Source organism: Ihubacter sp. rT4E-8 (assembly GCF_049852125.1).
Taxonomy (GTDB): domain Bacteria; phylum Bacillota; class Clostridia; order Peptostreptococcales; family Anaerovoracaceae; genus Senimuribacter.
In genome coordinates this window covers 1,527,052-1,550,851 of record NZ_CP187532.1, presented here as the reverse complement: position 1 = coordinate 1,550,851, position 23,800 = coordinate 1,527,052, and the positions used below count along the sequence as shown (strand labels likewise).

The following is a 23,800-nucleotide window of genomic DNA, read 5'->3' as shown; positions in this document are numbered from 1 at the left end:
GACCTCCAAAGGCCATATGACTTTTAGAGGTCTTCTTTTTTGCTTTTTTTGATAAATAGAAATAGTACTATTTGTTTGTAAAAAACAAAAAAAGTTTACACATTAAAAAAGTTGTGATATAATTCCAAAAAACAAAGAGGTGATATGATGAACTTTGAAAAAATGAGCAGTGAGATTTACGATTTTTATGATAGCGGAGCTGAAATTGGGAGGCTGGAACGATGTCTGGGAAAGATTGAATTTGCAAGGACAAAGGAGATCCTCAGTAGATATATTCATGAGAAATGTAGGATATATGATGTAGGAGGTGGTATAGGCATGTATGCAGTCTGGTTAGCAGGTCAGGGACATCAGGTGGATCTTCTTGAATTATCTGGTATACAGGTTGCTTATGCTCGTGAGCACTTTATAGATAAGGCTGTTTTCATGGCAGAGGAAGCGGATGCCAGAGCTTTACCAAGAGCGGATTGCAGCGCTGACGTGGTTTTGCTCATGGGTCCATTATACCATCTACAGAAGCGATCGGATCGAGCACTTGCATTATCAGAAGCTTTAAGAGTTTTGAAACCAGGCGGACTGTTGATCGCTGCAGGTATATCAAAATGGAGCAATATGACGTATGCGGTTTCCTCGTTTACCGATACAAATATGTATTTAGATGACGACGTGTTTTTTAACATGATTAAGGCAGAAATGGAAACAGGAAAACATAATAGACCGGAAGAATATCGCAGCTTTATTACAGAGGCTTACTTTCATACAGCAGAGGAATTAGAGACCGAAATTGTCAACGAAGGTTTTTCTGTTCTTGGTCTACATGCGGTAGAGGGTTGCATTTGGCTCACTCCTAATTTGGAAGAAAACTGGGAAAAACCAATGCGGAGAAAACGGCTTTTACAATTAGCGCGTTTAACAGAATCAGAAAGAGAGATGATCGGTATCAGTCCACACTTTTTGATTGCAGGAAAAAAGAATAAAGAATAAGAGATTGACAAACATCGCCATATAGTGTAATATTACACTATATGGCGATGTTTTTAAAGGAGATTTTATGACGAAAGAAGAATTCATAAATGAATGTAATCAAATAGAAAAACTGATTCGTACAGAATACAGGTATAGTCAAGATCATATGGCTGAGGTTTTGGGAATTTCTAAAAAAACATTGGTAGAGATAGAGAAGGGGAGGAGAACGCTTGGCTGGAGCGGTAGTGTTGTGTTATGTACACTTTTTGATGATAGCCAAGTTCTTGCAGGAACTTTCGGCGGTATACCGTCTGATATGATTCAAGCTTTGGCATTTGAGGGAAGACCTCGTGTTTATCCGAAAACTATGGGAGGTAATGTTTGGTGGCGTGAAATTGAAGCAAAAGGGAAGTTTAAAATACAGCAAAATATTATATCCCAGCATTATCGTATTCTTGATAATGAAAATTGTCGGAGAATGTCCTCGTTTAGTTTGGAGGAAGTACAGTTACATCTAAATATGTTACAGGAGGAATAGTCCGTGAAAAACAATCATTCTAATGAAATAAAACTATATAACATATTATTACCTATATGGCTTTTATGGCTTGTACCGATAACCTGGCTTATTATTTTACCCGGCAATGCTATCATTGATTTTCTGGTAACCATGCTGGCTATGAAGTTTACAGGCTGTGCAAATCCGGCGAGGAAGGCGCGGACAGTATTGTTGAGAGTATGGCTGCTGGGCTTCTTAGCCGATTTTATAGGCGTGGTTTTCATGATGCTTAACGACACCGTTGCATATAATCCATTTGAAAATGTATTTGCATGTCTGTGGGTTGCCGGATGTATTCTGATTTCTGCCGTATGCATTTACTTTTTTAATTCAAAGTTTGCACTTAAGAAGGCGAATCTCCAGCCAGAACAGTTAAAAAAGGTAGCGCTGGCGTTAGCAGTTTTCACCGCGCCGTATTTATTTTTTATACCGACAAGCTGGATATATTAAAACAATAAAGGATATTAGTGTTAGGAGAGGAGCGAAAACTCCTTTCTTTTTTAGGAGAATAACTATTCCTAAAATCATAATTTTGGGAATAGTTATGGAACGTTCAACAGGTTAATCTCTGAATTGTTTATTTTCTTATACTTCAATGTAGATTCATTGTGCATTCCACATCACTGGTTTCTGTTCCATATTGATTCATTGTTATAATCAACTTTTCTGCTGATACGTATTGTAATGTGATCGGACCTCACTCTGTTTCTCTGTATGAAGCTGCAACTTCTATTACGAATTAAAAAAGAATTCTCCATGAACAATAAAATATTGCTGTATGAAGAATTCTATTATGGGATAAAATTTTGAGGCTTTATTTTGCGTTTTAAGCGTTTTTTTGTTATAAGGTCGATATCTTATACCTTCAGATTTTTCGCTTGTTTAAGAATATCTGTTTAGCTCGATTATTCATACACCGGCACGATAATCGTTTGACCGGCTTCCAGGCTATCAGCTGAGATTTCATTAATATCACAAATTTCATGAATAATCCTGCGAACATCAGCGTCTTCCGGACCATATTCGGCAGCAATCTCCCAAAGTGTATCGCCGGATTGAATCTTAACCTGATGATATTGATCCATAGCAGAACTGCTGACTGTATTGAAACCAATTAAGGTACTCATAACTGTAAATATACAAAGGATTGTAATAGTGATAAATAATGTGAATCTGAATCTGGAAGTAATTTTATATCTTTTATTCATGTTCTCACCCTCTTTTAAACATTTGTTCGTTTTCTATATAATATCAGAATAAACGTTCTTTGTCAAGAGGAAATTTAAACATTTGTTCGAAAAGAATAAGAACAAAAAAGAACGAGCTATCTGGTGATTTTATCATAAAAACGATCCAGATACTTATTGATCTTTTTTCGGTAAATGATGCATAGTATGAACGCGATCACTGCCAGAGCCGCCACTACAGCCATACCGATGTAGTGCTTTTTCATATAAAACGCGCCGATCAGAAGACTTCCAGCCATACCAGGAATGCGTCCCAGCAGCGAAAGTATCAGAAACGGCTTGAATTTCATTTCTGATACTCCTGCTGCGTAGCTGACGACATCCTTAGGAAGACCCGGAATAACGTAAAGCAGAAACACGATCGTATATGCCCTTTTGCTGTTTAGCCTATCCAGAAAATATGCCATTCGTTCTTCGCCAAAGAACAGATGTACGGCGTCTTTCCCTAACAGCTTGGCTAAATAGAAAGAGATCGTTGTACCAACCACTGCTCCAACGCAGGAGAACAGCAGTCCGGGAATAAAACCGTACAAATATCCTGCAGCAAATTGAAATGCTTGTCCCGGTATTACACTAATGACAATTTGCAGAACCTGAATCCCAATATAAACGAAGATACTTTCCATTTCGTAGTAACGTAAGAATACAATGATATCGTCAAAGGATTTAAACTGGGCGAGAAAATCCTTTTGGAAAAAATAAACATATACAGGAATCGCTACTACAATAGCAAAGAGCACTGTCAGCTTCAGAATTGACAACAAAACTTTGGTCTTTTTCGCTTTTTTTAAATTATCCTTGACCTCATCTTTTGTACGATGGGCATTTTCTCTGATCGTTTCTTTGTCCATTTAAAATACTCCCTCTAATCCATATTCCCCTAAAATCATAAAGTCTTTAAAAGTCCCTTTTGAAATAACTGATTGACAGACTTCAGGACACCGAATTTAGAGTGCTCATAAGTCAGTCCTCCCTGAAAATATACGATATACGGTTCCCGGATCGGCGCGTCGGCGCTTAGTTCAATGGAGGAGCCTTGTACAAAGGCGCCTGCCGCCATGATAACGTCGGATTGATAACCGGGCATCGCCCACGGAACTGGCGTCACATGAGCGTCAATCGGCGCTGCTGCCTGAATTCCTTCACAGAAAGCAATGACAGCCTCAGGCGAGCCCAGCTTGACCGACTGAATGATATCGCTTCTCGCATCCTTGACGCCGGGTCTTATGTCAAAGCCCAACATTTCGTAAACCTTCGCGCAAAGAACCGCGCCCTTTACTGCGCCGTTTACCACCTTCGGCGCAGTAAAAAGTCCTTGCAAAACAGAACGGGTCTGTCCAAAGGTCAATCCGCATTCTGCGCCGATTCCCGGGCAGGTCATACGGTAGGAAATCTTGTCAATTAAATCCTTTCGGCCGCAAACGTAGCCGCCTGTCAGGGCAAGGCCGCCGCCTGGATTTTTAATTAGAGAGCCCGCCATAACGTCAATTCCAACGTTGGTAGGTTCCTTTATATCCAAAAACTCACCATAACAATTATCTGCCATACAAACAATGTTCGGATTGATATTGTGTACAAGTTTTGTCATTTCTTCTATCTGGTTTACAGTAATAGAATTACGCCAACTATATCCGGTAGCCCGCTGTACGGAAACCATTTTTGTTTTTTCAGAAATTGTTTTTTCAAGAGTTTCCAGGTCGATGGAACCGTCAGGAAGCAATTCAACCTGCTGATAGGTAATCCCGTATTCTTTCAGAGATCCCATCCCTTCCCCACGGATTCCGATGACTTCTTCCAGCGTGTCATAAGGACCGCCGCTACAGTAAATCAGTTCGTCGCCTGGACGAAGTACTCCCATCAAAGTAATCGCAAGGGCGTGGGTTCCGTTGACAATGGTCGGTCGTACCAATGCTGCCTCTGTGCCGAAAATTTCAGCGTAAACCTTTTCCACTGCTTCCCTGCCCGGGTCGTCATAGCCGTAACCGGTATTCCAGGCAAAATGCATGTCCGCAATGCGGTGATTCTGCAAAGCTGCCAGTACCTTATACTGATTATAAGTCATAATGTCGTCTAAAGCTTTGAAATCCGGTACAATAGCTTCCTCCGCCTTTTGTACCAGTTCCAAGACGGCGGGATGAATTCCAAGCTCTTTTGTCAATAATTGTTCTGTATGGTTCATCGATCGTTTCTAAATTCCTTTCTATATAACATTATAAACGCTCTGTCTATTTTGTAAATCATCGATGCCAATTTTTCACAAAGTCTTAAGATTTTCTTTGGATTTGTGAAATAATCATGGCAATGAAAATCAGGGCACAGCCCAAATATTCTTTCATCGTCAGAATTTCCCTGAAAAATAGCATTCCTGCCAACATAGTAAAAATTGTCTCACTGGAAAGAAGTAATGAGGATTTTGCAGGTTCCATAATTTTTGCATTATGTTTCAGTCCTTTCCTTCTCCCACTCCATGCCGCTGACTAAATCTCTCTTTACATTCTGTTTATGCTGGGCATAAAGCTGGGTGGTTGTCACCTGCTCGTGATCTAAAAGCGCCGCCACATCATAGATGGAATTGCCGCGCCTGATCAGACTGGTAGCCGCTGTGGCGCGCAGCTTATGGGGACTGTAGCCTGCTTTAGAAGATGTTTTCAATGCGATTGCCGTATATTTTTTTACCAGCTCCCGAATCTGTCTGTCGGTCATCCTGGTTCCCTGCAAAGAAAGAAAGAGAGCATCTCGATGTTCTTCTGACAGCGTATCCTCAGAAGCTCTTTCATTTGCCAGATAATCCTCCATTACTGCTGTAACTGACTGGTTCAGCGGCATAATCGATTCTTTCCCCCGCTTTCTATAGATCTTGAACTCCCCACGGGAAAAGTTAAAGGAAGATACATTGAGCTGCTGTAGCTCTGACAGTCTGAGACCGTAGGTCAGAAACAGTATCAGAATCGCTTTGTCCCGCTTCTTCGTTTTCTGCCAATAGGAATACGCGTGTTTGGAAAGTCCGGTGCCGTTTGTTACAGCATCCAACATAATCATGACCTCATCATCCTGCAGCGCCTTAATTTCCCGCTCTCCTGCCTTAGGCACCCGAATGGGATCAAAACCGTCAGTAATGTTTTTTTCTAGAAGCTGATCTCTGTAAAGCTGCTTAAACATGACCGAGACGGATGATTTTTTTCGTGCGAGGGTTTTGTTGTTATTTTCGTAAACGTAAATATTCTTATCTGTTTCCACCTTGTATTTTCTGCAGTAATCCAGATAAATATTGATATCAACAGCCTGAATACGGCTGAAATCCTGCAGCGTAATCTGTGAGGTGTTCTCTGCCTCTGTCAGATCGGTTTCAGCAATGAGATAGCTGCAGAAAAACTTAATATCGTGCAGATAAGCAAGCCGTGACATAGGCAGCACGTTGCCTTTCAGATAGATAAAAAAGCCGCGCAGAAACCTTGGGAGCTCCGCCTCTATATTCTCGCACTCCTGAAAAATCTGCGCTTCTTTCTGTACGATATTATCGGGCTTATCGCTTTTATTATGAATTTTTACCTGTTTTGTAGCCATTTGCAAATATCCTCCTGGCAGCATTTATCGTTTTTATAAGAAGATATATTAAACCATTTCATGTCTTTGTACCGCTTGAACCAGGTCAGTTGTCTTTTCGCATAATGCCGCGTATTTTTCTTTACGAGGTCTATCGCCTCATCCAAAGTATATTGTCCGTGAAAATACCCGATGATCTCCTTATACCCGATTCCTTTCATGGAAATATCTCCTTCATCCAATCCCATATCCAAAAGTCCCTCAACCTCGTTTAGAAGTCCATCTTCTATCAAAAGATCTACCCGGCGGTTAATTCTGTCGTAGAGTTCGGCGCGATCTCTGTTCAAACAGATCATAGCTGCCGTATAGTCTGAGGTTGGTGTTAAGTCAGCAGCAAAATCTTTGATTTTACCGCCTGACTGAGCAGCTTCTATTGCCCGAACCACCTTTTTTATATTATTAGGGTGAATTCTTTCCGCCGCCTCAGCATCTAACCTGGACAACCGCATATGAAGCACCTCTGCGCCTTCTTTCTCAGCGATCATATAAAGGGCGCTGCGCAGAGAAGGATCACCGGGAGGCGTACTGAAATCCATATCGTAAAGAAGCGCGTTCAGATAAAGTCCCGTTCCGCCTGCGATTACAGGCACCTTGCCCCGTTGAAAAATATCCTGTATAGCCTCTTTTGCCAGCTGTTGATATTTTGCCGCAGAAAATGGTTTCAAAGGATCTATTTGGTCTACAAGATGATGCCGAACCCGGGCACGTTCATCTACGGTAGGCTTGGCGCTGCCGATATCCATATATTTATACAGCTGCATGGAATCGCAGGAAACGATTTCTCCGTTAAAGGCCAAGGCGACCTCAATGGCGTATTCTGTTTTTCCAACGGCTGTAGGGCCGCAAATTACGATGATTTCACGATTCATAGACACCTCTATACACGTTTAAACATTCTCTCGATTTCATATTTGGTCATCCTGATAAAAGTAGGACGGCCGTGAGGACAGGAAAAAGGATTCTTGCAAGCGGCTAGCTGGTTGATCAGGGACTGCATTTCGGTGGCAGACAATTTATCATGTGCCTTAACAGCTGATTTGCAGGATTTTGTGATCAGTTTGTTGATGACCACCGTATTGGAAAGCTGTGTTCCCTCTGAAAGATTCTCAATAAAGATTTTGGCAAAATCCTCAGCTTCTGAAAGGCTCATAAACGTGGGGATTTCCCGTATAATATAAGAATTTTGGCCAAATTCCTCTATGGAAAATCCCATATCTGTCAAAGAATCCAGCCAGTTATATTCGTTTTCTTTTACATCAAAAGGCACCTCGATTATAATCGGTGTCAGAATAGGCTGACGTAGCTTTTCTTCCGACAGATACTCTCCCACCAGCTTTTCATAAAAAACTCTTTCATGAGCGGCATGCTGATCGATCAGATAAAAACTGCCTCCGTCAGTGGCTGTAATGTAAGTATCGAATATAACGCCGGTAATGTACAGGTCTGCGAAATCAAAAGGTTTCTGCCTGGGGCTTTCCAGGGATAGTAACGCTTTAGTTTTCACAGCTGTCATTTCGACAATATAAGGCGCGCGTTCTTCGGACATTGCAGAAGCTTCCGCACTAAATGTTTCCGGCGCTTTCTCGGCAACAGCAGGTATTGGCCTTCGTTTAGTAGACAATATCTGTTTTATGTCTATCTGTTCTTCTCTTTGTGAAGAAGTGCTTTTCTCTGAAGACGCGGAGAAAACCTTCTTCACCTCGGTTACTGCCGCTTTGGTGCCGAGCGCCTGACTGATACCCTTTGCTACGATTTCTATGATTTCCTTTTCATTGTCGAAACGGACTTCTTTCTTGTTTGGATGGATGTTTACGTCTAATCGGGCGGGATCTGTATTTACAAAGAGAAATACCACAGGATGCCGTCCTTCGAAGATACGTTCGCGATATCCTTCCATAACGCCCTTTTCGATGATTTTACTAGATATTACGCGGCCATTAACAAAGAAAATTTGGGATTTGCGAGTGGTTTTCGTCAGGGAAGGCCGAGAAATAAAGCCATGAACAGAGGTTTCGCTTTCTGTATAATCTACAGGAACGAGATCGCGGTATTCGCTGAGCTGATACACGGCAAGAATTGCGGCATGAAGATCCCCTTTTCCTGTTGTGGAAAACAGATGACTGCCGTTGTTAATGAAACGAAATCGGATATTAGGATAGGCGAGGGCTAACTGAGCGACGAAGTCTATAATCTGACCGCTCTCTGCTCCGTCGGATTTCAAAAATTTTCGTCTGGCAGGCGTATTATAAAACAGATCAGTGACGACTATAGTAGTGCCATCAGGACATCCCATACCCTCATTGGCAAGAATCTCTCCGCCGTGAATCAATAATCTGGTTCCTACCTTTTCTCCTTTGGTTTTCGTAATCAGTTCTGTATGTGTTACTGCCGCGATGCTTGCCAGAGCTTCTCCTCGGAATCCCAATGTGTGAATAGCATCTAAATCCTTCACCTTTTCTATTTTGCTTGTGGCGTGGCGTAAAAAAGCCGTTTCCGCTTGGTCTGACGGAATACCACAGCCGTCGTCAGTAATACGGATATAGGATTTGCCTCCGTTCTTGATTTCTACTGTTATAGATGACGCTCCTGCGTCTACAGCGTTTTCTGTCAGTTCTTTGACAATAGATACAGGACGCTCAATGACTTCACCGGCAGCGATCTTGTCCGCGATTTGTTTATCTAATACTTTAATCATCAATTTCTTCCTTTAATTCTTCTAAAATCCTGATGGCCTGAGACGGCGTTACATCCATCAGATCCAGCTTTTTTAGCTTTTCTACCACAGGACTTTGCTGCGGAATGAAGAAAGAAATCTGTTCTTCTTCTGGTTTGCCTTTGGACAATGCCCCTGCGGATTGTGTCTGCTCTGTCAGACTGACTTGCGCGCTGTTTTCTTCCAGACATTCCAGCTTAGCTCTGGCGCTGTGCAGCAGCGATGACGGTATACCGGCCAATTTTGCCACATGAATACCGTAGCTGCGGCTGGCAGAGCCGGGAATAATTTTGTGCAGGAAAACAATATTGCCGTTTTCTTCTGAAACGTCAACATTAAGATTCTGCACACCCTTTATCTGATCTTCCAGAACGGTCAGTTCATGATAATGGGTGGCAAAAAGCGTTCGAATATGTTTCTCGTCATTACATAGATATTCTACAGCAGCCCATGCAATCGAAAGTCCGTCGTAGGTACTGGTTCCCCGTCCAATTTCATCCAAAATAATCAGGCTTCTGTCCTGCGCACAGGAAAGAATATATGCCAGCTCACTCATTTCCACGAAGAAGGTAGACTGACCTTGGGCTAAATTATCTGACGCGCCGATTCTGGTGAAGATACGGTCAACAACGCCGATTTTCGCAGATTCACAGGGTACAAAGCATCCGGCCTGCGCCATGAGTACAATCAGAGCCGTCTGACGCATATAGGTGGACTTTCCTGCCATATTCGGTCCTGTGATTACCAGCATGGATGTATCCGTATTATTCAAATATGTATCATTGGAAACGAACAGTCCTCCACCGGTCATCTGTTCTATGACCGGATGTCTCCCCTTTTCAATTCTCAATTCGTAGCTCTCGTCAATAACTGGTTTTACATAACCGAGACGACTGCTGACTCTGGCAAAGCTGCAGAGAACATCCAGCTGCGCAATGGACTGAGACGTCTCTTGAATTTCTCGTATATATTTTTGGATTTCCAACCGCACATTCGTAAACAGCTCATACTCCAACTGATTGATCTTTGTTTCGGCGTTGAGAACCAGACTTTCCATTTCTTTTAATTCTGGTGTAATATACCGTTCATTGTTGACTAAAGTTTGTTTACGGATATAATCCTCCGGTACCAGATGTGTATTAGATTTGGTCACGTCAATATAGTAGCCGAATACTTTGTTAAAGCCTACCTTTAGGTTCTTAATGCCGGTACGCTCCCGTTCTGTGGCTTCAAGGCTTGCTATCCATTGCTTTCCGTCTTTTATGGAATATTTGATACTGTCAAGTTCTTCAGACCATCCTTCCTTGATGATACCTCCGTCTTTGATCGTAAACGGCGGATCGTCACAGATCGCACTTTCTATAAGGTCATAAATAGGGGATAAATCGTGAATTCTTTCTGATAACAGTTCCAATAAAGGCGCTTGTCCATAGGAAAGAGATTCTTTGATTTCCGGTAAAACTCTGACCGATGATTTCAATGCGATCAAATCCTTTCCGTTAGCGCTGCCGGAAGCGATTCGTCCGGCAAGTCTCTCAAAATCATAGACCTGTTTTAACGCCTCGCGTATATTGTTTTCGATCATAGGATTTTCTGTAAGAACCTCTACAGCGTCCAGACGGCCGTTAATTTCAACCGCATTGTTTAGTGGTTCACGCAGCCACTGCTTTAATTTACGACTGCCCATGGCTGTAGCAGTCTTATCCAGAACGCCCAGAAGCGAGCCCTGTACACGTTTATCATACAAGGTTTCGGTGATTTCCAGATTTCTCAAGGTGGCTTTGTCTAAGGACATATGTTTCCCAAGCTCGTAAAACTGGCATCGCGTCAGCTGTGCCAGATTCTGCTTCTGCGTTTCAAGAAGATAAGCCAGAAGTGCGCCTAGAGACATAATACACAGGTCACGACCGTCAAGACCCAGCGCTGTCATCGAAAGTCCGTTGAATTGGGCGCTGATGGAGTCCTTAGCGGATTTTGGATTATAATAAGCGTCGTTCATAACAAAGAGAAATCCTCCGGTGACTGCTTTGATCTCCTCCTGATCGTAGCTTTCGGCAAATTCCTGATTGATCATAATTTCTTTTGCGTTGATCTTTACCAGTTCATTTAAAAGGTCTTCATATAGATTTAACCCGCGGTTCTCCTCTGTGGTATAAAGCTCGCCGGTGGAAATATCGCAATATGAGACGGACATACCTCGTTTGTCCAAATAGACAGACGCCAAATAATTATTTTCCTTTTCGTTAAGCATGGACTGAGAGGTCACCGTTCCCGGTGTGACAATCTGAATAACCTCACGTTTGACGATGCCCTTTGCTTCCGCAGGATCTTCTATCTGTTCACAAATAGCTACTTTATAGCCCTTTTCCACTAATCGAGCGATATATGTATCTGCGGAATGAAACGGAACACCGCACATGGGCGCTCTTTCTTCCTGTCCGCAGTTCTTGCCGGTCAGGGTCAGTTCCAGTTCTCTGGACGCAATTTTTGCATCGTCGTAGAACATTTCATAAAAGTCGCCCAATCTAAAAAAGAGAATACAATCCTCATATTCTGCCTTTATTTCCAAATATTGCTGCATCATAGGCGACAGTTTGTTTTTTGCCATGGATGGATAACTCCTTTTCTGTTTCTCTAATATTATACCTGAAATGACAATTTATTCATAAACCTTCTCCGGTTGTTCTTCTAGATTTTGTTTCTCTTGGAGCCATGATATAAAATCATATTCTAATACCCCTTTTAATCATCAGGGGTAGAAAATCTTCTACGATATAAGCTTTTCCCTGGGTGTCGAGCATACAAGTTTTTTCTGACTGATATCGTTGTATTTTTGTGCCGATTCCAAGGCTTCACCTCCGGAATTTATAATGCATAATTCAATGAACGCTTCCTTGCGGCAACACCCGTTTTAGATAACTGCGTTCATTATACCAAAAAAAGTACGGTAATACAATCATCAATTGCCGTGTCCACACGGCAATTGATGCGTAATACCGGTTTTGACACAATCTGTGTAATTTTGAGCATAAAGTGTCATTTTTCATTTTTGAGTTATTGCAAATTTGACACAATAAGTGCGATTTCGATCCAAATGTGTCAGGTTTCTGCATCTTGACTTGCATTTGAGTTCGATGATTCACAAAAAATATAAATAGTTTCGCTAAAATCAATGTAATTATATAATATTACTAATTGATTTCTGACACTTTCTGTGAAAAAAGACAGGGAAAATGTCATTTTTCCAAAAACACAAATTTAAAATCTGACACTTTACTGTGATTTCTTGGCACAATGTGTCAGAAAGACAGTTTCCGGCATGAAATTCTTGTTTTCATGTGTTCTCTGTGTTTCCGCGCTGGCATACCCTTTCATACATGCGAATTTCACCGCCATCATCTTCTTTCACCATGCCGTAAAAGTTCCAGCCACATTTCTCGTAAAACTGTGTGTGATCTGTAATCAGATACAAACGCTCAAAACCTGCTGCAGCAGTATCTTTTACGGCGATATCCATGAGCTTGCGGGCAATTCCCTGCCCCCGGTATGCAGGTTCTACATACAATGCGCATAGATTCGGTGTTAAGTCTTTTCTCTCATGGAAATCGTTTTCGATGATGCCTGCGCCGGCAATGATGGTATTACTATCATCTAAAATCAGATACCATTTCGGAATACCATGCGGATTGGAAGCTGCATCCGCCATACTTTCCAGATAAGCATCTACAGGCACGCCCCATTTGTCTGAAAACCACGCAGTAGCCTGCGCTTTCAGTTCAGGTTTATTAGAAATTTTAATCACTTCCATACTGTAATCACCTTTCAAATTTTACCTTTTATAAAAGGACGCAGATTTTTACCTGCGTCCTCCAATGTAGTGTCAACGTTTAGGTGAAGTTTCAACGAAACATTCCGAAAACATCTTATTTCTTGTTATATGCTTCGATTCCAAGTCTGATCAGTTCTACGCCTCTTCTCATATCCGCCTGATTCAGAACGTATGCGATACGCATTTCGTCTTTACCAAGACCCGGCGTCGCATAGAAGCCTTCAGCCGGTGCGAACATGACGGTTTCGCCGTTGTCTTCAAATTCTGTCAGCAGAAACATGAGGAAATCTTCCACACTGTCAACCGGCAGCTTCGCGGTCATATAGAACGCGCCGCCAGGCTTCTGGCAGACTACGCCAGGAATTTTCATCAGTTCTTCGTACACAACGTCTCTTCTGCCACAGTATTCTGCTTTTACTTCATCATAGTAAGAAGCCGGCAGTTTGAACAGTGCAGCAGCGCCTACCTGGTCAACTGTAGAAACGCAAAGTCTGCCCTGGGCAATTTTCATAACGCTCTGCATGAATTCCTGATTCTTGGAAACCAGCAGGCCGATTCTTGCGCCGCATGCGGAGAATCTCTTGGAAACGGAATCGATGATGATGACTCTGTCCTCTACGTCTTTTACCTGACCGAAGGAAACAGCTTCTCTGCCGTCATAAGCGAATTCTCTGTATACCTCGTCAGCAATAATCCACAGGTCGTGTTCCTTTGCGATTTCGCCGATTAACTGCATTTCTTCTTTAGTAAGTACAGTACCAGTTGGGTTGCCCGGATTGATGCAGCAGATTGCCTTGGTCTTTTCTGTGATCAGCGGCTCAATCTGCTCTCTCTTTGCGTAGTGGTATCCTTCTTCCGCTTTTGTAGTAATCGGAACGACTTTACCGCCTGCGGAAGTTGCAAATGTATGATAATTGGTATAGAACGGTTCCGCGATGAGGACTTCGTCCCCTTCGTTGAGCAGAGCCAGGAACGTCATGGTCAAAGCTTCAGAACCGCCGGTTGTCACGATCATGTCGCTTCTGCCGATTTCCATGCCATAAGTCTTGAAATAATCGGATACAGCGTCCTGCAACTCGGTGATACCGCCGGATTCAGCGTAAGCAATGACTTTGTTCTCATACGCTCTGATGGCGTCCATAAAGCATGCCGGTGTTTCTACGTCCGGCTGTCCGATGTTCAGATGGTAAACTTTCTTACCGGCATCCTTCGCCTTCTGGGCGATAGGATTGAACTTTCTGATTGGTGAAAACTGCATGGATTCCACTTTGTTTGATAGTTTCATTGTCTCTCGTTCTCCTTATTTACTTAAAAAATATGTGTGCTTATTCCAACTCCTGATGGGAGTTCTCAACCACTTCTTGTATACATGATACATTATAACACATATTTTGGGATTTGGAAAGATGTAAAAGATATTCTATATTGCCTTTTGCACCGGTTACCGGAGAAAACGTTAAGCCATGGGCATACAGTCCGTTTTCCCCAGCGTAGGAAATCACATGTTCTATGACTTCCTGATGTACGTTTTTGTCCCTGACAATACCTTTCTTGCCCACCTGTTCCCTGCCCGCCTCAAATTGAGGCTTTACGAGGCAGACGATTTCACCGTCCTGCGCAAGAACCGCAGCCGCCACAGGAAAGATCAGGCGCAATGAAATAAAGGAAACGTCGATACTGATAAAATTAACAGGTTCAGCAATCAAAGCAGTGTCCATGTAACGGACGTTGCATTTTTCCATATTGATAACCCTGGGATCGCTTCTCAGCTTCCAATCTAACTGCCCATAGCCTACATCGATGGCATAGACTTTGGACGCGCCGTTTTGTAGCATGCAGTCGGTAAAACCGCCGGTAGAGGCGCCGATATCCATGCAGACTGCACCGTCAAGATGCAGGTCGAATTCCCCCACGGATTTTTCCAGCTTCAGACCGCCCCGGCTGACATAAGGACATATGTTTTCCTTTACAAAAATTTCTGCCTCAGTATCTATCATATTGCCGGCCTTATCACTTCTCTGACCATCTACATAAACAATTCCCGCCATGATTGCGGCTTTTGCTCTCTCACGAGACTGAAAATAGCCGTTTTTTACTAATAAAGTATCTAATCGTTCCTTCAATTTATTTCACAAATCCTTTCCGCTATAGCGTCAGCATCAAGACCGTATTTCCTATAAAGTTCAATACAGCTGCCATGTTCGATGAATTGATCCGGCCATCCGAAGGACAAAACTTCAAATTCCGCTGCCTCGGCTTGCAATCTTTCTCCAAAGCCTCCCGCCAGGACATTGTCCTCCAATGTGACAATTTTACCTGGTGCGTTTGCAAGCTCTGACAAATCCATAGGTTTCACCATGGTGACATCTACGATGCCAGCAGCGATACCGCGAAGATCCAGTATTTCTTTCACCTGACGCGCGGTTTCAAGCATCTTGCCTACTGCCCAAATATCCACGTCTTTTCCCTTTTCTAAACGAACGTTCTTTCCATTAAAAGGCTTTCCGACTGTATTTAACCCACATTCGCCACGAGGATAACGGATCGTGACTGGGGCGTCTAAGGTCAGCGCATAGCGAAGCATTTCGGCTAACTGTTCACCGTCTGCAGGCGCCAGAACTGTCATATTGGGCATCGCGGACAGATAAGACAGATCAAAAACACCGTGATGGGTTTCTCCATCCGCCCCGACAATTCCTGCCCTGTCAACGGCGAAGATTACTGGGAGATTCTGCAGGCATACATCCTCCAGAATTTGGTCATACGCTCGCTGTAGAAAGGAAGAATAAATTGCGACAACAGGCTTCATACCCGACTTAGCTAGTCCTGCCGCGAAGGTAACACCATGGGCTTCAGCAATTCCTACATCAAAAAATCTACGAGGATAGCGCTTAGAAAATGGTCCTAAGCCAGTAGCATCGCACATAGCAGCCGATACTGTGCAGATACGTTCATCATCTTCCGCATAATCCAGAATCGCTTTGCCGAAAGCATGAGAATAAGTAATCGATGCTTCCTTGATTGTCACACCGGTTTGTGGATCAAAAGGTCCTATACCATGGAACTTATCAGGATTCTTCTCGGCGATTCTATACCCCTTGCCTTTCTTTGTCATTACATGAACAAAGACCGGTCCGTTGACCTGTTTAGCAAGCTCCAACACCTCTATTGTTTCTGCCAGATTATGTCCATCCACAGGACCAAGATAGGTAAATCCCAGTTCTTCGAAAATGACGCCGCCGGATAGTAACGCATATTTGACCCTATCCTTTATGTGACCTAAATCGACGGAAAGCTCGTCGCCGATGACAGGAATATTTTGCAAGGTTCTTTTGATGGCTTTTTTTGCTTTCAGATATCCTCGACTGGTACGCAGCTTGGAAAGGTGTTGCGAAACGCCCCCGATATTACGTGAAATGGACATCCCATTATCATTGAGTATGACAATCACCTTTGACTTGGACGCGCCTACGTTATTTAAAGCCTCATAAGCCATGCCTCCGGTGAGAGAGCCGTCGCCGATGACCGCGATTACTTCGTGGGATTCCCCTTTCAAATCGCGGGCCGCCGCCATACCTGCAACAGCTGAAACAGACGTACTGGAATGACCCGTATCAAAAACGTCGTGTTTGCTTTCCTTAGCCTTTGGAAACCCACTGAGGCCTCCCATTTGGCGAAGGCTGTCAAAAGCGTCAGCACGGCCTGTAAGAATCTTATGAACATAAGATTGATGCCCGACGTCCCAGATGATCTTATCATGGGGACTGTCGAAAATCCTATGCAGGGCAATGGTAAGTTCTACAATACCAAGATTGGAGGCCAGATGGCCTCCTGTCTTAGATACTTTATCTATTAAGAAATCGCGGATTGCGTAAGAAAGAAGTTCCAGATCCTTTATATCCATGGATTTAAGGTCTGCGGGAAAATCATATTCTTTCAAATCCTTGCTCATAGCTTGCTCCTTTTGTCTTTTGTATTTGTGGTCTATTTTGTCCGTTTTTCCAGCCTGAGAACCAGATCACGGAAAAACTCCGCATTATCGTAGTATTCCTCTATGGCGGCCACTGCGTTTTGTGTCAGTTCATGAAGCTTTTTTTCAGAGGCCTCCATACCGTTCAAAGAGACATATGTGATTTTTTCATTTTGCGCGTCTACACCGGTTTTCTTTCCCAGCTCGGCTTCATTCCCCTTGATATCCAAAATATCATCAGCAATCTGATATGCTAAACCCAGATTTTCCGCATAAACCGTCATATTTTTCATCATCTGCTCATCAGCGCCACCCAGATACAATCCGGCGCGAACAGCAGCAACGATTAAAGCGCCGGTTTTGTTCAGATGAATATATTCCAGCATTTCATTAGAGCACTGCTTATGTTCAGATTCTATATCAGAAACCTGACCGGCAACCATACCCTTTACACCTGCGTTAGTCGTAATCGTATAAGCGGCGTTAATCCGCTTTTTTAACTCTTTTAGATTGTCAAAGTACAAGAACATGTTCTTGTTCATTACTTCGAACGCAGTGGTTAAAAGTCCGTCGCCGGCAAGAATAGCGATAGCGTCTCCATAGACCTTGTGATTTGTTGGCATACCTCTGCGAAGATCATCGTTATCCATTGCCGGCAGATCATCGTGAATCAGAGAATAGGTATGAATATATTCCATCGCGCAGGCAAAAGCAAGAGCGTCCTTTGCGTTTCCACCTGCGAATTCACAGGACGCCAGCAGCAAAACGGAACGCAGCCGTTTTCCTCCTGCCGTCAGAGAATATTTCATGGATTCATAGAGAGAACTGCTTTTTGTATCAATACCCGGCATAAAATCCAACAGGTGGGCATTAATCATATCCTTGTATTCATCATAGTTTTCTCTCATCATTTCGTTTACACCTCGCCTTCAAACGTTTCAATCCTTTGTTTCGCGTTTTCTAATATATCACTGCATACTTTGTAGTGCTTCATACCTTCCTCATAACAAGCGATTGCATCCTCTAAAGTTGTGTCCTGCGCTTTGATTTTTTCAGACATATTTTGCAGCGCCTCCAAAGCCTGTTCGAATTTTCCCTCACGCATCCTTATCACTCCCTATCTCTGTTATTATACACTGGGCGCTTCCATCTTTTAGTTCCAAATTATAAACCTCGCCACACTCCAGCTCCGCAGAAGAACGAATAATCTTCCCTTCTTTATCAGAAAGAACTGTATAACCGTTTCCTAAAATCTGTGACGGATTGTTTTCCTCCAGAACCAGTTTATATCGTTTCGTCTTTTCGGTCAGATCTGAAATTCGATCGGCTAAGGACTGTTTCATCGCTTCTGCCTGACGATCGATAACCAGACGATGATACATCAGCTTGTTTGACAGATGAAGCTGTAATTTCCCGGCCAGCTCCGAAAGTTGTTCAGAAAGCATTCTGCAATCCGGTACTGCTAGCTGTGCCGCCGCCGTAGGTGTTTCAGCCCGAAGATCAGCTGCTAAATCAGCAATAGTAAAGTCTATTTCGTGACCGACAGCTGAAATAATCGGAATACGGGAGGCATAAATACTTCTTGCCACAATTTCCTCGTTAAAAGACCATAAGTCGTCTGCTGAGCCTCCTCCCCGGCCGACAATCAGCGTATCGATGTCTGTATAACGCGCGTTGACGTAATCGATCATCGACGCGATTTCACGACCTGCGCCTTCGCCCTGTACTGCCACCGGAAAGACGATTACATCTACCAGATTATTTCTGGTTTGAATGATTTTCAGAATATCCTTTACCGCTGCCCCTGTTCTGGATGTGATCACGCCGATTTTATCAGGATATAAAGGAATCTGCTTCTTGTGAGCCGGATCAAAAATCCCCTCCTTGCTGAGTTTATTTTTCATCTGTTCAAAAGCCATAGCCAGACTGCCTGCTCCAGAGAGTTCGATTTCTTTGACGTAAAGAGAATACGTACCGTTCTTTTTAAATACGCTGATACTGCCGGTTAATATCACTTCCATACCGTCTTCCAGCATCCAGGGCAGCTCTGCCGCGTATTCCCGATGAAAAAAACAGTTCAATTTGCTCGCGTCATCGATAATAGAAAAATACACATGTCCGGTACTGTGGTATTTTAGATTGGATATTTCTCCCTTTACTACCACCGCTCCCAGCAAAGGATCCGTACCGATAATTCTGTTGATATATTCGTTTAACTGTGAAACAGTAACTGGTTTCAGAGCCATATTTTTCTTCCTCCCAACAGGGCTACCCCCACGGCGTTATCACAGCTTAGAGCCGGGTCGCCAAAGCAGCATTTTAATCCAGAAAGACGATCCGGCAGATACTTTCGGATATAACTGCTGGCAGATACGCCTCCGGCAAAAAGGATATCTTCTGTATGGTATTTCTTCGACAATTGCTGAGCCAGATCAGCCATCGCCTGACAGACACGCTCCATTAGCATGACGGAAAGCTGTTTATCGTCTATGTGCCCTATCATCTGCTGGCACTTCGTCTCTATACCGGATAAATTGATATAGCCCTCTGAACATTTGATTTTAGGAAGCAAATTACCCTTCACCGGACCATTTGATCCTTCTTCTGCCGCTAATCTGTCCAATTCCTGTCCACAGGGAAACGCGTAGCCTAGAGCTACACCCACACGGTCCAACACTTGTCCAAAGGCAAGATCCTTTGACCCGCCGACGATTTGGATGTGATTCCCTTCTACCAGCAAACACTCCGTTGTTCCTCCGGAAAGGTGAAACGATAGAAAACGCGGGGAGGCTTCTACAAGAGAGGCATACTGTACTGCCGCTACATGTCCTTCCTGGTGAGAAAAGAAAAATAACGGTACGCCCTTTGCTGCGGCAATAGATCTTGCTATAGAAACGCCGGCAAGAAATACCGGCATATAAGAGCCGTCCACAGGTCTCGGCCTAGATGATACAGCGACGCCGGATAGACAAACGTCCGGCGGCAATGCGGCAAAAGCTTCCTCAATCATTTCTGGAAGACGATTTACATGCTGAAAAAGAGCGACGGACTGACGCAGTCCCCTTTCGCCCTTTTTCACGTCCAGAAATCTCTGGAGATTGCATATGATACCGCCTTCCTGACTAACAATAGCCACAGAAGTCTTGTAATTGCTTGTATCTATGCCGAGAACCGCTCTATACATTTTCTTCCCGGCTTTCAGTTGATGTCTTTCCTGCACCCTCAGCGATTTTGCCTAAAATAGCGTTGACATATTTCGGTGAACTGTCCGTACCGTATTTCTTGGCCAAATCTACAGCTTCATTAATGGAAATCGCAGGGGAAATGCCAGTAAGGTATAGAATTTCACAAACCGCTAAACGGAGTACGGCCAGATCAGTCTTGGGCATCCGCGACAGCTTCCAGCCGGTAATATATGTTTCAATATGAGAATCCACTTCTTCTTTTTTATTACAAATCAAAGAGAATAAATCGTTGCAGTACGCGCGCTGTTTTTCATCAATACGCGCCTGATTCATGTAATCCGTCTTATGGTTTATATCAAAATCTCCGCAAGCCTCCATCTGAAAAAACACTTGCATCATAAATTCTCTTGCTTGCTTTCTTGTCATCATCTCTTACTTCTATTCCTCTCCTGGCAGGTGTACGCCCTGCACATGTATATTGACCTCTTTAACCACGAGATCTGTAATCGATTCAATCTCTCTTTTGACTGTTCCCTGAATATCCCAGGCCAGCTGGGGAATTTTCACCATGTATTCTACGATTATGTAGACGTCCAGCACCAAACCTTCGTCTCCGCGAGCCACTTTGATGCCTCTGCTGCCGGAATCCAACCCGGGCAAATTGATAGGTAAGCTGTCAGCCAGCCCTCCAGCTAACTGATAAACACCCTGAATACTGCTGACCGCTCTGGCTGTGCATACTGTAATCACATCGTCAGATATCTTAATTGTTCCTAAGTTTTCTTCCTGCATGGATCTCCTCGTTTCTCCCTTAGGAATTATTATATCATTGATATCAACTTTTATCAACGGTTTAATAACTGCTCTGGATGATGATCTTATCAGCTGTCCGCTTTGTTTCCTCCATAACGATATTGCAGATTTTAGCTACAGTATTCTGCTTTAAATCCTGTTCGTCTACAGTCACCGTTACAGTGCTGTCAGTGATGATGACCAGACAGTCAGGCAAATTCTTTGTGCGTATAATGCCTTCGATGGCAACTTCCATCTCCATATAACCGGTCAGCTTCTCTTTCTGCGCGATTGCATTCTTCTTTTCGGCTTCGTTTGAGGAATTCTTAATCGTGTCGTCGTACTTGGCGATCAGGTCGTTGCGTTCCAATTCCAGGGCAGCCTTTTTTTCATCAAAGGTGTTTCCGGCGGACGCGTTTTCGCCGTCAGAGGTTTCGGTCTTAGAAGCGTCTCCCTCCTGTGATAAAGCTTCCTCCTGTGCTACGTTTTGGCTGTCTACCAGCACATCGCCGTCATGAAGGGGAATTTTGCCTGCTTTAACATTCGTTACAACTAGACCTGCGCAGAAAATTACTGCAACTGCCATGATTGCAACATTCTCTTTCTTATTCAAAAATCCCTTTATATTTAATTTTTTCTTTTTCATTTTCATTTTGTTTTTTCCTCCTGATTCTTTTCAAATACCATTACGCTAGAAACCGGAATGTCAAATAGCGTAGAAACACCTTTGACAATGCTGCTTCTTACTACCGGATCTTCCGCGCCCTGCGCAGTGACGATTACGCCGCTGACTTTGCTTTCTTCACCATATCGGATCATCACATTGACCTCACCCACTCCTTTGATTTCAGACAAAAAGCTGCATAAGGCGCTTTCTGTGGCGCCGTTGTCATCTGATATTTGCTTACGGCTGTCATGATCATCAGTGAGAATACTGATGGTAAGAAGGAAAACAGAAGCAATGATGACGGCAGCGATGAGCTTCACCATGGATTCTTTTTTTATTTCGGGTTTTTCAAACATAGTGCCCTCCTTTTATATCTATTCAAAAATACTTTATTTATGATAGAAGTAACTGACCGGCGACAAAATTACCGCGAGTACGATGATAGAAAAGATAAATTTCAGATATTTTGCCATATTGCCCTCCGGCATCAATATTTCTATAAAAGTGATGGATAATATAACGATAAAAATGTCTCTCACCCATTCTCCTATCAAACTCATACGTTGCCTCCCAGATTAATGATGCTTGTAATGAAAATGATAAATAGGAGCGAAGCAAAGAAAAGGACGCTGCCCATCATAATCAGACAGGTACCTACATCCGCTACGCCCGCGGCGATCTTTTTTGACGCGACCGGTTCAATCAAAAGCGCTGTCACCTTATAGACCAACGCTATAACCAAAATCTTGATAATCGGCGTCAAAATCAGACATAATATCAGCAGAATACCGAAAACGCCTACGACGCTTTTAATAGAACCCATGCACTTCAAAAATAACTCCGCCGTATCAGCGGCAAAGCCGCCTACGATAGGTATAAAAGCATCTAAAGAATACTTTGCTGTTCCAATAATGAGACTGTCGCTGGTTTTAGCGATAAGTCCTTGAATCGCGATAATACCAGTCATTAATGTGAGGACAATTCCAGTGATAAAGAGCGCAGCTTGCCGTAGAAATTTAGCCAATTGATTTACATAATCTTTTTCCGTTAAACAATTTAGTAGTGTAAATACAGTGGACAAAAAAATTGCCGGAAGAATTACGTTTTTTATGATAAATTGGAAGATCGTAACAGCTGTAAGCAATAGAGGGCTCATGATTGTTCCGGAGGCGATTTGCCCCATGGATATAAGTATGGCTATTAGAATCGGAAGTAAAATTTCCATAGTATATGTAATAGTTTTTACCGCATCCATGGTCATCTGATATACCTCGCGAAAGTTGGTCATAGCGAGGCCAACGATAACGATACAGCAGATCAATGTAGCAACTTCAGCAGTACCCTTTTTTCCAAAAGAGCCGGACATGTTTTTTAAAAGTCCTATAATAATGCATACCGTAAGAATTTCAATGCCAATTACCAGAGCGCTTTTGATCTCGTAGAAAAAGAGTGTTTTCAGACTATCGATAATCTCTTGCGACTGAAAAATGCTTTTTCCGGATAAAGTTGAATCTAAAATCTGTTCCAGGGTAAAATGCTCGGAAATTCCATCTGAAAGATTATCCGCGTAGTCCTGCAGAGAATTTATCTGCTCCTGATCCAGAATATTTTTCATCTGTTCCTTTACAATTTTGTCAAAATCCATCAAAACCCTCTTTCTTCCACGTCAAAGCAACTGTTCTATCAAATCTAAAATGGTAACAAAGACTGGAATGGCAACACAGAAGATGATGATCTTTCCGGCCAGCTCTACTTTAGACGCGATCGCACTTTCCCCTGCGTCTTTGCATAATTGTGAAGTGAATTCTGTAATATAAGCGATTGCCAGCACTTTAATTATGACCGGAAAATAGGCTTTGCCAAATTTCAGCTGTCCGTAAAGCTGTGACATATAGGCAAAGGCATATTTCAGGCTGTCCGCTAAGAAATATAAAATTATGATGCTGCAAGCCACAGCCGTAAGAACGCCGAACTCGGGTTTATAGTTTTTTACCAACACGATGAGCATTACCGCACAAAGCGCCAGAGCCGCTATCTTCAGTATTTCCATCTTATTTAAAACTCCATGAATACTTTGATCGTATCAAAGAATTCTAATAACATCTTAACAATGATGGCAAGAACGATGATTACTCCGGCCAGTGTCGTCATCATTGCTATTTCCTCCTTACCGGATTTAATCAGAATTTGATTTAATAACGCGATACAAATACCAATCGCCGCAATTTTAAAAATGATACTTACACTCAATCCCTTTTCCTCCCTTTTC

At 42.9% G+C, this 23,800-nt stretch carries 27 protein-coding genes; 3 read left to right on the top strand and 24 right to left on the bottom strand.

Going from position 1 to position 23,800, the window contains the following annotated elements:
- Positions 1-144: 144 nt before the first annotated feature.
- The 3 genes from ACPW7J_RS07680 to ACPW7J_RS07670 all read left to right on the top strand — a co-directional run bounded on the left by ACPW7J_RS07680 (position 145) and on the right by ACPW7J_RS07670 (position 1,975).
- Positions 145-984 carry a class I SAM-dependent methyltransferase gene (locus ACPW7J_RS07680; protein WP_425754877.1) on the top strand — a complete coding sequence of 280 codons (840 nt, stop codon included), beginning with the start codon at positions 145-147 and terminating at the stop codon, positions 982-984.
- Between the two features lie 67 nt (positions 985-1,051).
- Positions 1,052-1,504 carry a helix-turn-helix transcriptional regulator gene (locus ACPW7J_RS07675; RefSeq protein WP_425754876.1) on the top strand — a complete coding sequence of 151 codons (453 nt, stop codon included), beginning with the start codon at positions 1,052-1,054 and terminating at the stop codon, positions 1,502-1,504.
- A gap of 3 nt (positions 1,505-1,507) precedes the next feature.
- A complete protein-coding gene (locus ACPW7J_RS07670; protein WP_425754875.1) occupies positions 1,508-1,975 on the top strand; it encodes a hypothetical protein in 468 nt (155 codons plus the stop codon).
- 455 nt (positions 1,976-2,430) lie between these two features.
- Here ACPW7J_RS07670 and yneA read toward each other — a convergent pair whose 3' ends face one another.
- The 24 genes from yneA to spoIIIAC all read right to left on the bottom strand — a co-directional run bounded on the left by yneA (position 2,431) and on the right by spoIIIAC (position 23,781).
- On the bottom strand, positions 2,431-2,733 hold the full coding sequence (gene yneA, locus ACPW7J_RS07665) for a cell division suppressor protein YneA (protein WP_161873117.1): 303 nt from the start codon (positions 2,731-2,733) through the stop codon (positions 2,431-2,433).
- Between the two features lie 116 nt (positions 2,734-2,849).
- Positions 2,850-3,623, bottom strand: a complete 774-nt coding sequence (locus ACPW7J_RS07660) for a VTT domain-containing protein (protein WP_161873118.1) — start codon at positions 3,621-3,623, stop codon at positions 2,850-2,852.
- Positions 3,624-3,658: 35 nt separating this feature from the next.
- The gene (locus ACPW7J_RS07655; protein WP_425754874.1) at positions 3,659-4,951 is read right to left on the bottom strand and encodes an aminotransferase class I/II-fold pyridoxal phosphate-dependent enzyme; all 1,293 of its coding nucleotides are present in this window, start codon (positions 4,949-4,951) and stop codon (positions 3,659-3,661) included.
- Between the two features lie 85 nt (positions 4,952-5,036).
- Positions 5,037-5,147, bottom strand: a complete 111-nt coding sequence (locus ACPW7J_RS07650) for a hypothetical protein (protein WP_425757512.1) — start codon at positions 5,145-5,147, stop codon at positions 5,037-5,039.
- 61 nt (positions 5,148-5,208) lie between these two features.
- Complete coding sequence (locus tag ACPW7J_RS07645) at positions 5,209-6,336, bottom strand: tyrosine-type recombinase/integrase (protein WP_161873121.1); 1,128 nt, start codon at positions 6,334-6,336, stop codon at positions 5,209-5,211.
- On the bottom strand, positions 6,318-7,244 hold the full coding sequence (gene miaA / locus ACPW7J_RS07640; protein WP_161873122.1) for a tRNA (adenosine(37)-N6)-dimethylallyltransferase MiaA: 927 nt from the start codon (positions 7,242-7,244) through the stop codon (positions 6,318-6,320). Before miaA ends, ACPW7J_RS07645 begins: the two co-directional genes overlap by 19 nt.
- Before the next feature lie 8 nt (positions 7,245-7,252).
- Positions 7,253-9,070: a DNA mismatch repair endonuclease MutL gene (mutL, locus tag ACPW7J_RS07635; protein ID WP_425754873.1), complete on the bottom strand. Its 1,818-nt coding sequence runs from the start codon at positions 9,068-9,070 to the stop codon at positions 7,253-7,255.
- Positions 9,063-11,696, bottom strand: a complete 2,634-nt coding sequence (gene mutS, locus ACPW7J_RS07630) for a DNA mismatch repair protein MutS (RefSeq protein ID WP_425754872.1) — start codon at positions 11,694-11,696, stop codon at positions 9,063-9,065. The genes mutL and mutS overlap by 8 nt, the downstream gene beginning before the upstream one ends.
- A gap of 726 nt (positions 11,697-12,422) precedes the next feature.
- Positions 12,423-12,896, bottom strand: coding sequence for a GNAT family N-acetyltransferase (locus ACPW7J_RS07625; RefSeq protein ID WP_425754871.1), 474 nt, complete (start codon positions 12,894-12,896; stop codon positions 12,423-12,425).
- A gap of 115 nt (positions 12,897-13,011) precedes the next feature.
- Positions 13,012-14,202: a pyridoxal phosphate-dependent aminotransferase gene (locus tag ACPW7J_RS07620; RefSeq protein WP_425754870.1), complete on the bottom strand. Its 1,191-nt coding sequence runs from the start codon at positions 14,200-14,202 to the stop codon at positions 13,012-13,014.
- Between the two features lie 40 nt (positions 14,203-14,242).
- Entirely contained in the window at positions 14,243-15,040 is a 798-nt protein-coding gene (locus tag ACPW7J_RS07615) for a TlyA family RNA methyltransferase (RefSeq protein WP_424959842.1), read from the bottom strand.
- A complete protein-coding gene (gene dxs / locus ACPW7J_RS07610; protein ID WP_425754869.1) occupies positions 15,037-16,869 on the bottom strand; it encodes a 1-deoxy-D-xylulose-5-phosphate synthase in 1,833 nt (610 codons plus the stop codon). Before dxs ends, ACPW7J_RS07615 begins: the two co-directional genes overlap by 4 nt.
- Positions 16,870-16,901: 32 nt before the next feature.
- On the bottom strand, positions 16,902-17,798 hold the full coding sequence (locus ACPW7J_RS07605) for a polyprenyl synthetase family protein (protein ID WP_424959840.1): 897 nt from the start codon (positions 17,796-17,798) through the stop codon (positions 16,902-16,904).
- Positions 17,799-17,803: 5 nt separating this feature from the next.
- Positions 17,804-17,992, bottom strand: a complete 189-nt coding sequence (xseB, locus tag ACPW7J_RS07600; RefSeq protein ID WP_161873134.1) for an exodeoxyribonuclease VII small subunit — start codon at positions 17,990-17,992, stop codon at positions 17,804-17,806.
- Positions 17,985-19,133, bottom strand: coding sequence for an exodeoxyribonuclease VII large subunit (xseA, locus tag ACPW7J_RS07595; RefSeq protein WP_425754868.1), 1,149 nt, complete (start codon positions 19,131-19,133; stop codon positions 17,985-17,987). The genes xseB and xseA overlap by 8 nt, the downstream gene beginning before the upstream one ends.
- Entirely contained in the window at positions 19,124-20,071 is a 948-nt protein-coding gene (locus ACPW7J_RS07590) for an O-sialoglycoprotein endopeptidase (RefSeq protein ID WP_425754867.1), read from the bottom strand. The genes xseA and ACPW7J_RS07590 overlap by 10 nt, the downstream gene beginning before the upstream one ends.
- Complete coding sequence (gene nusB, locus ACPW7J_RS07585; protein ID WP_161873137.1) at positions 20,064-20,501, bottom strand: transcription antitermination factor NusB; 438 nt, start codon at positions 20,499-20,501, stop codon at positions 20,064-20,066. The genes ACPW7J_RS07590 and nusB overlap by 8 nt, the downstream gene beginning before the upstream one ends.
- A gap of 9 nt (positions 20,502-20,510) precedes the next feature.
- Positions 20,511-20,864 carry an Asp23/Gls24 family envelope stress response protein gene (locus ACPW7J_RS07580; protein WP_424959839.1) on the bottom strand — a complete coding sequence of 118 codons (354 nt, stop codon included), beginning with the start codon at positions 20,862-20,864 and terminating at the stop codon, positions 20,511-20,513.
- A gap of 61 nt (positions 20,865-20,925) precedes the next feature.
- Positions 20,926-21,516 (bottom strand): SpoIIIAH-like family protein, encoded by a 591-nt coding sequence (locus tag ACPW7J_RS07575; RefSeq protein ID WP_425754866.1) that lies wholly within the window; start codon positions 21,514-21,516, stop codon positions 20,926-20,928.
- On the bottom strand, positions 21,513-21,887 hold the full coding sequence (locus tag ACPW7J_RS07570; RefSeq protein WP_161873140.1) for a hypothetical protein: 375 nt from the start codon (positions 21,885-21,887) through the stop codon (positions 21,513-21,515). The genes ACPW7J_RS07575 and ACPW7J_RS07570 overlap by 4 nt, the downstream gene beginning before the upstream one ends.
- A gap of 33 nt (positions 21,888-21,920) precedes the next feature.
- Entirely contained in the window at positions 21,921-22,091 is a 171-nt protein-coding gene (locus ACPW7J_RS07565) for a stage III sporulation protein AF (RefSeq protein ID WP_161873141.1), read from the bottom strand.
- A complete protein-coding gene (locus ACPW7J_RS07560) occupies positions 22,088-23,176 on the bottom strand; it encodes a stage III sporulation protein AE (protein ID WP_161873142.1) in 1,089 nt (362 codons plus the stop codon). The genes ACPW7J_RS07565 and ACPW7J_RS07560 overlap by 4 nt, the downstream gene beginning before the upstream one ends.
- Positions 23,177-23,197: 21 nt before the next feature.
- On the bottom strand, positions 23,198-23,581 hold the full coding sequence (locus tag ACPW7J_RS07555; RefSeq protein WP_161873143.1) for a SpoIIIAC/SpoIIIAD family protein: 384 nt from the start codon (positions 23,579-23,581) through the stop codon (positions 23,198-23,200).
- Positions 23,582-23,586: 5 nt separating this feature from the next.
- Positions 23,587-23,781: a stage III sporulation protein AC gene (gene spoIIIAC, locus ACPW7J_RS07550; RefSeq protein WP_161873144.1), complete on the bottom strand. Its 195-nt coding sequence runs from the start codon at positions 23,779-23,781 to the stop codon at positions 23,587-23,589.
- Between the last annotated feature and the right edge of the window lie 19 nt (positions 23,782-23,800).

Coding starts and splice junctions, on each gene's coding strand:
- ACPW7J_RS07680 (WP_425754877.1), top strand. CDS start 145: ATGATGAACTTTGAAAAAATGAGCAGTGAGATTTACGATTTTTATGAT.
- ACPW7J_RS07675 (WP_425754876.1), top strand. CDS start 1,052: ATGACGAAAGAAGAATTCATAAATGAATGTAATCAAATAGAAAAACTG.
- yneA (WP_161873117.1), bottom strand. CDS start 2,733: ATGAATAAAAGATATAAAATTACTTCCAGATTCAGATTCACATTATTT.
- ACPW7J_RS07660 (WP_161873118.1), bottom strand. CDS start 3,623: ATGGACAAAGAAACGATCAGAGAAAATGCCCATCGTACAAAAGATGAG.
- ACPW7J_RS07655 (WP_425754874.1), bottom strand. CDS start 4,951: ATGAACCATACAGAACAATTATTGACAAAAGAGCTTGGAATTCATCCC.
- ACPW7J_RS07650 (WP_425757512.1), bottom strand. CDS start 5,147: ATGTTGGCAGGAATGCTATTTTTCAGGGAAATTCTGACGATGAAAGAA.
- ACPW7J_RS07645 (WP_161873121.1), bottom strand. CDS start 6,336: ATGGCTACAAAACAGGTAAAAATTCATAATAAAAGCGATAAGCCCGAT.
- miaA (WP_161873122.1), bottom strand. CDS start 7,244: ATGAATCGTGAAATCATCGTAATTTGCGGCCCTACAGCCGTTGGAAAA.
- mutL (WP_425754873.1), bottom strand. CDS start 9,070: ATGATTAAAGTATTAGATAAACAAATCGCGGACAAGATCGCTGCCGGT.
- mutS (WP_425754872.1), bottom strand. CDS start 11,696: ATGGCAAAAAACAAACTGTCGCCTATGATGCAGCAATATTTGGAAATA.
- ACPW7J_RS07625 (WP_425754871.1), bottom strand. CDS start 12,896: ATGGAAGTGATTAAAATTTCTAATAAACCTGAACTGAAAGCGCAGGCT.
- ACPW7J_RS07620 (WP_425754870.1), bottom strand. CDS start 14,202: ATGAAACTATCAAACAAAGTGGAATCCATGCAGTTTTCACCAATCAGA.
- dxs (WP_425754869.1), bottom strand. CDS start 16,869: ATGAGCAAGGATTTGAAAGAATATGATTTTCCCGCAGACCTTAAATCC.
- ACPW7J_RS07605 (WP_424959840.1), bottom strand. CDS start 17,798: ATGATGAGAGAAAACTATGATGAATACAAGGATATGATTAATGCCCAC.
- xseB (WP_161873134.1), bottom strand. CDS start 17,992: ATGCGTGAGGGAAAATTCGAACAGGCTTTGGAGGCGCTGCAAAATATG.
- xseA (WP_425754868.1), bottom strand. CDS start 19,133: ATGGCTCTGAAACCAGTTACTGTTTCACAGTTAAACGAATATATCAAC.
- ACPW7J_RS07590 (WP_425754867.1), bottom strand. CDS start 20,071: ATGTATAGAGCGGTTCTCGGCATAGATACAAGCAATTACAAGACTTCT.
- nusB (WP_161873137.1), bottom strand. CDS start 20,501: ATGATGACAAGAAAGCAAGCAAGAGAATTTATGATGCAAGTGTTTTTT.
- ACPW7J_RS07580 (WP_424959839.1), bottom strand. CDS start 20,864: ATGCAGGAAGAAAACTTAGGAACAATTAAGATATCTGACGATGTGATT.
- ACPW7J_RS07575 (WP_425754866.1), bottom strand. CDS start 21,516: ATGAAAATGAAAAAGAAAAAATTAAATATAAAGGGATTTTTGAATAAG.
- ACPW7J_RS07570 (WP_161873140.1), bottom strand. CDS start 21,887: ATGTTTGAAAAACCCGAAATAAAAAAAGAATCCATGGTGAAGCTCATC.
- ACPW7J_RS07565 (WP_161873141.1), bottom strand. CDS start 22,091: ATGAGTTTGATAGGAGAATGGGTGAGAGACATTTTTATCGTTATATTA.
- ACPW7J_RS07560 (WP_161873142.1), bottom strand. CDS start 23,176: ATGGATTTTGACAAAATTGTAAAGGAACAGATGAAAAATATTCTGGAT.
- ACPW7J_RS07555 (WP_161873143.1), bottom strand. CDS start 23,581: ATGGAAATACTGAAGATAGCGGCTCTGGCGCTTTGTGCGGTAATGCTC.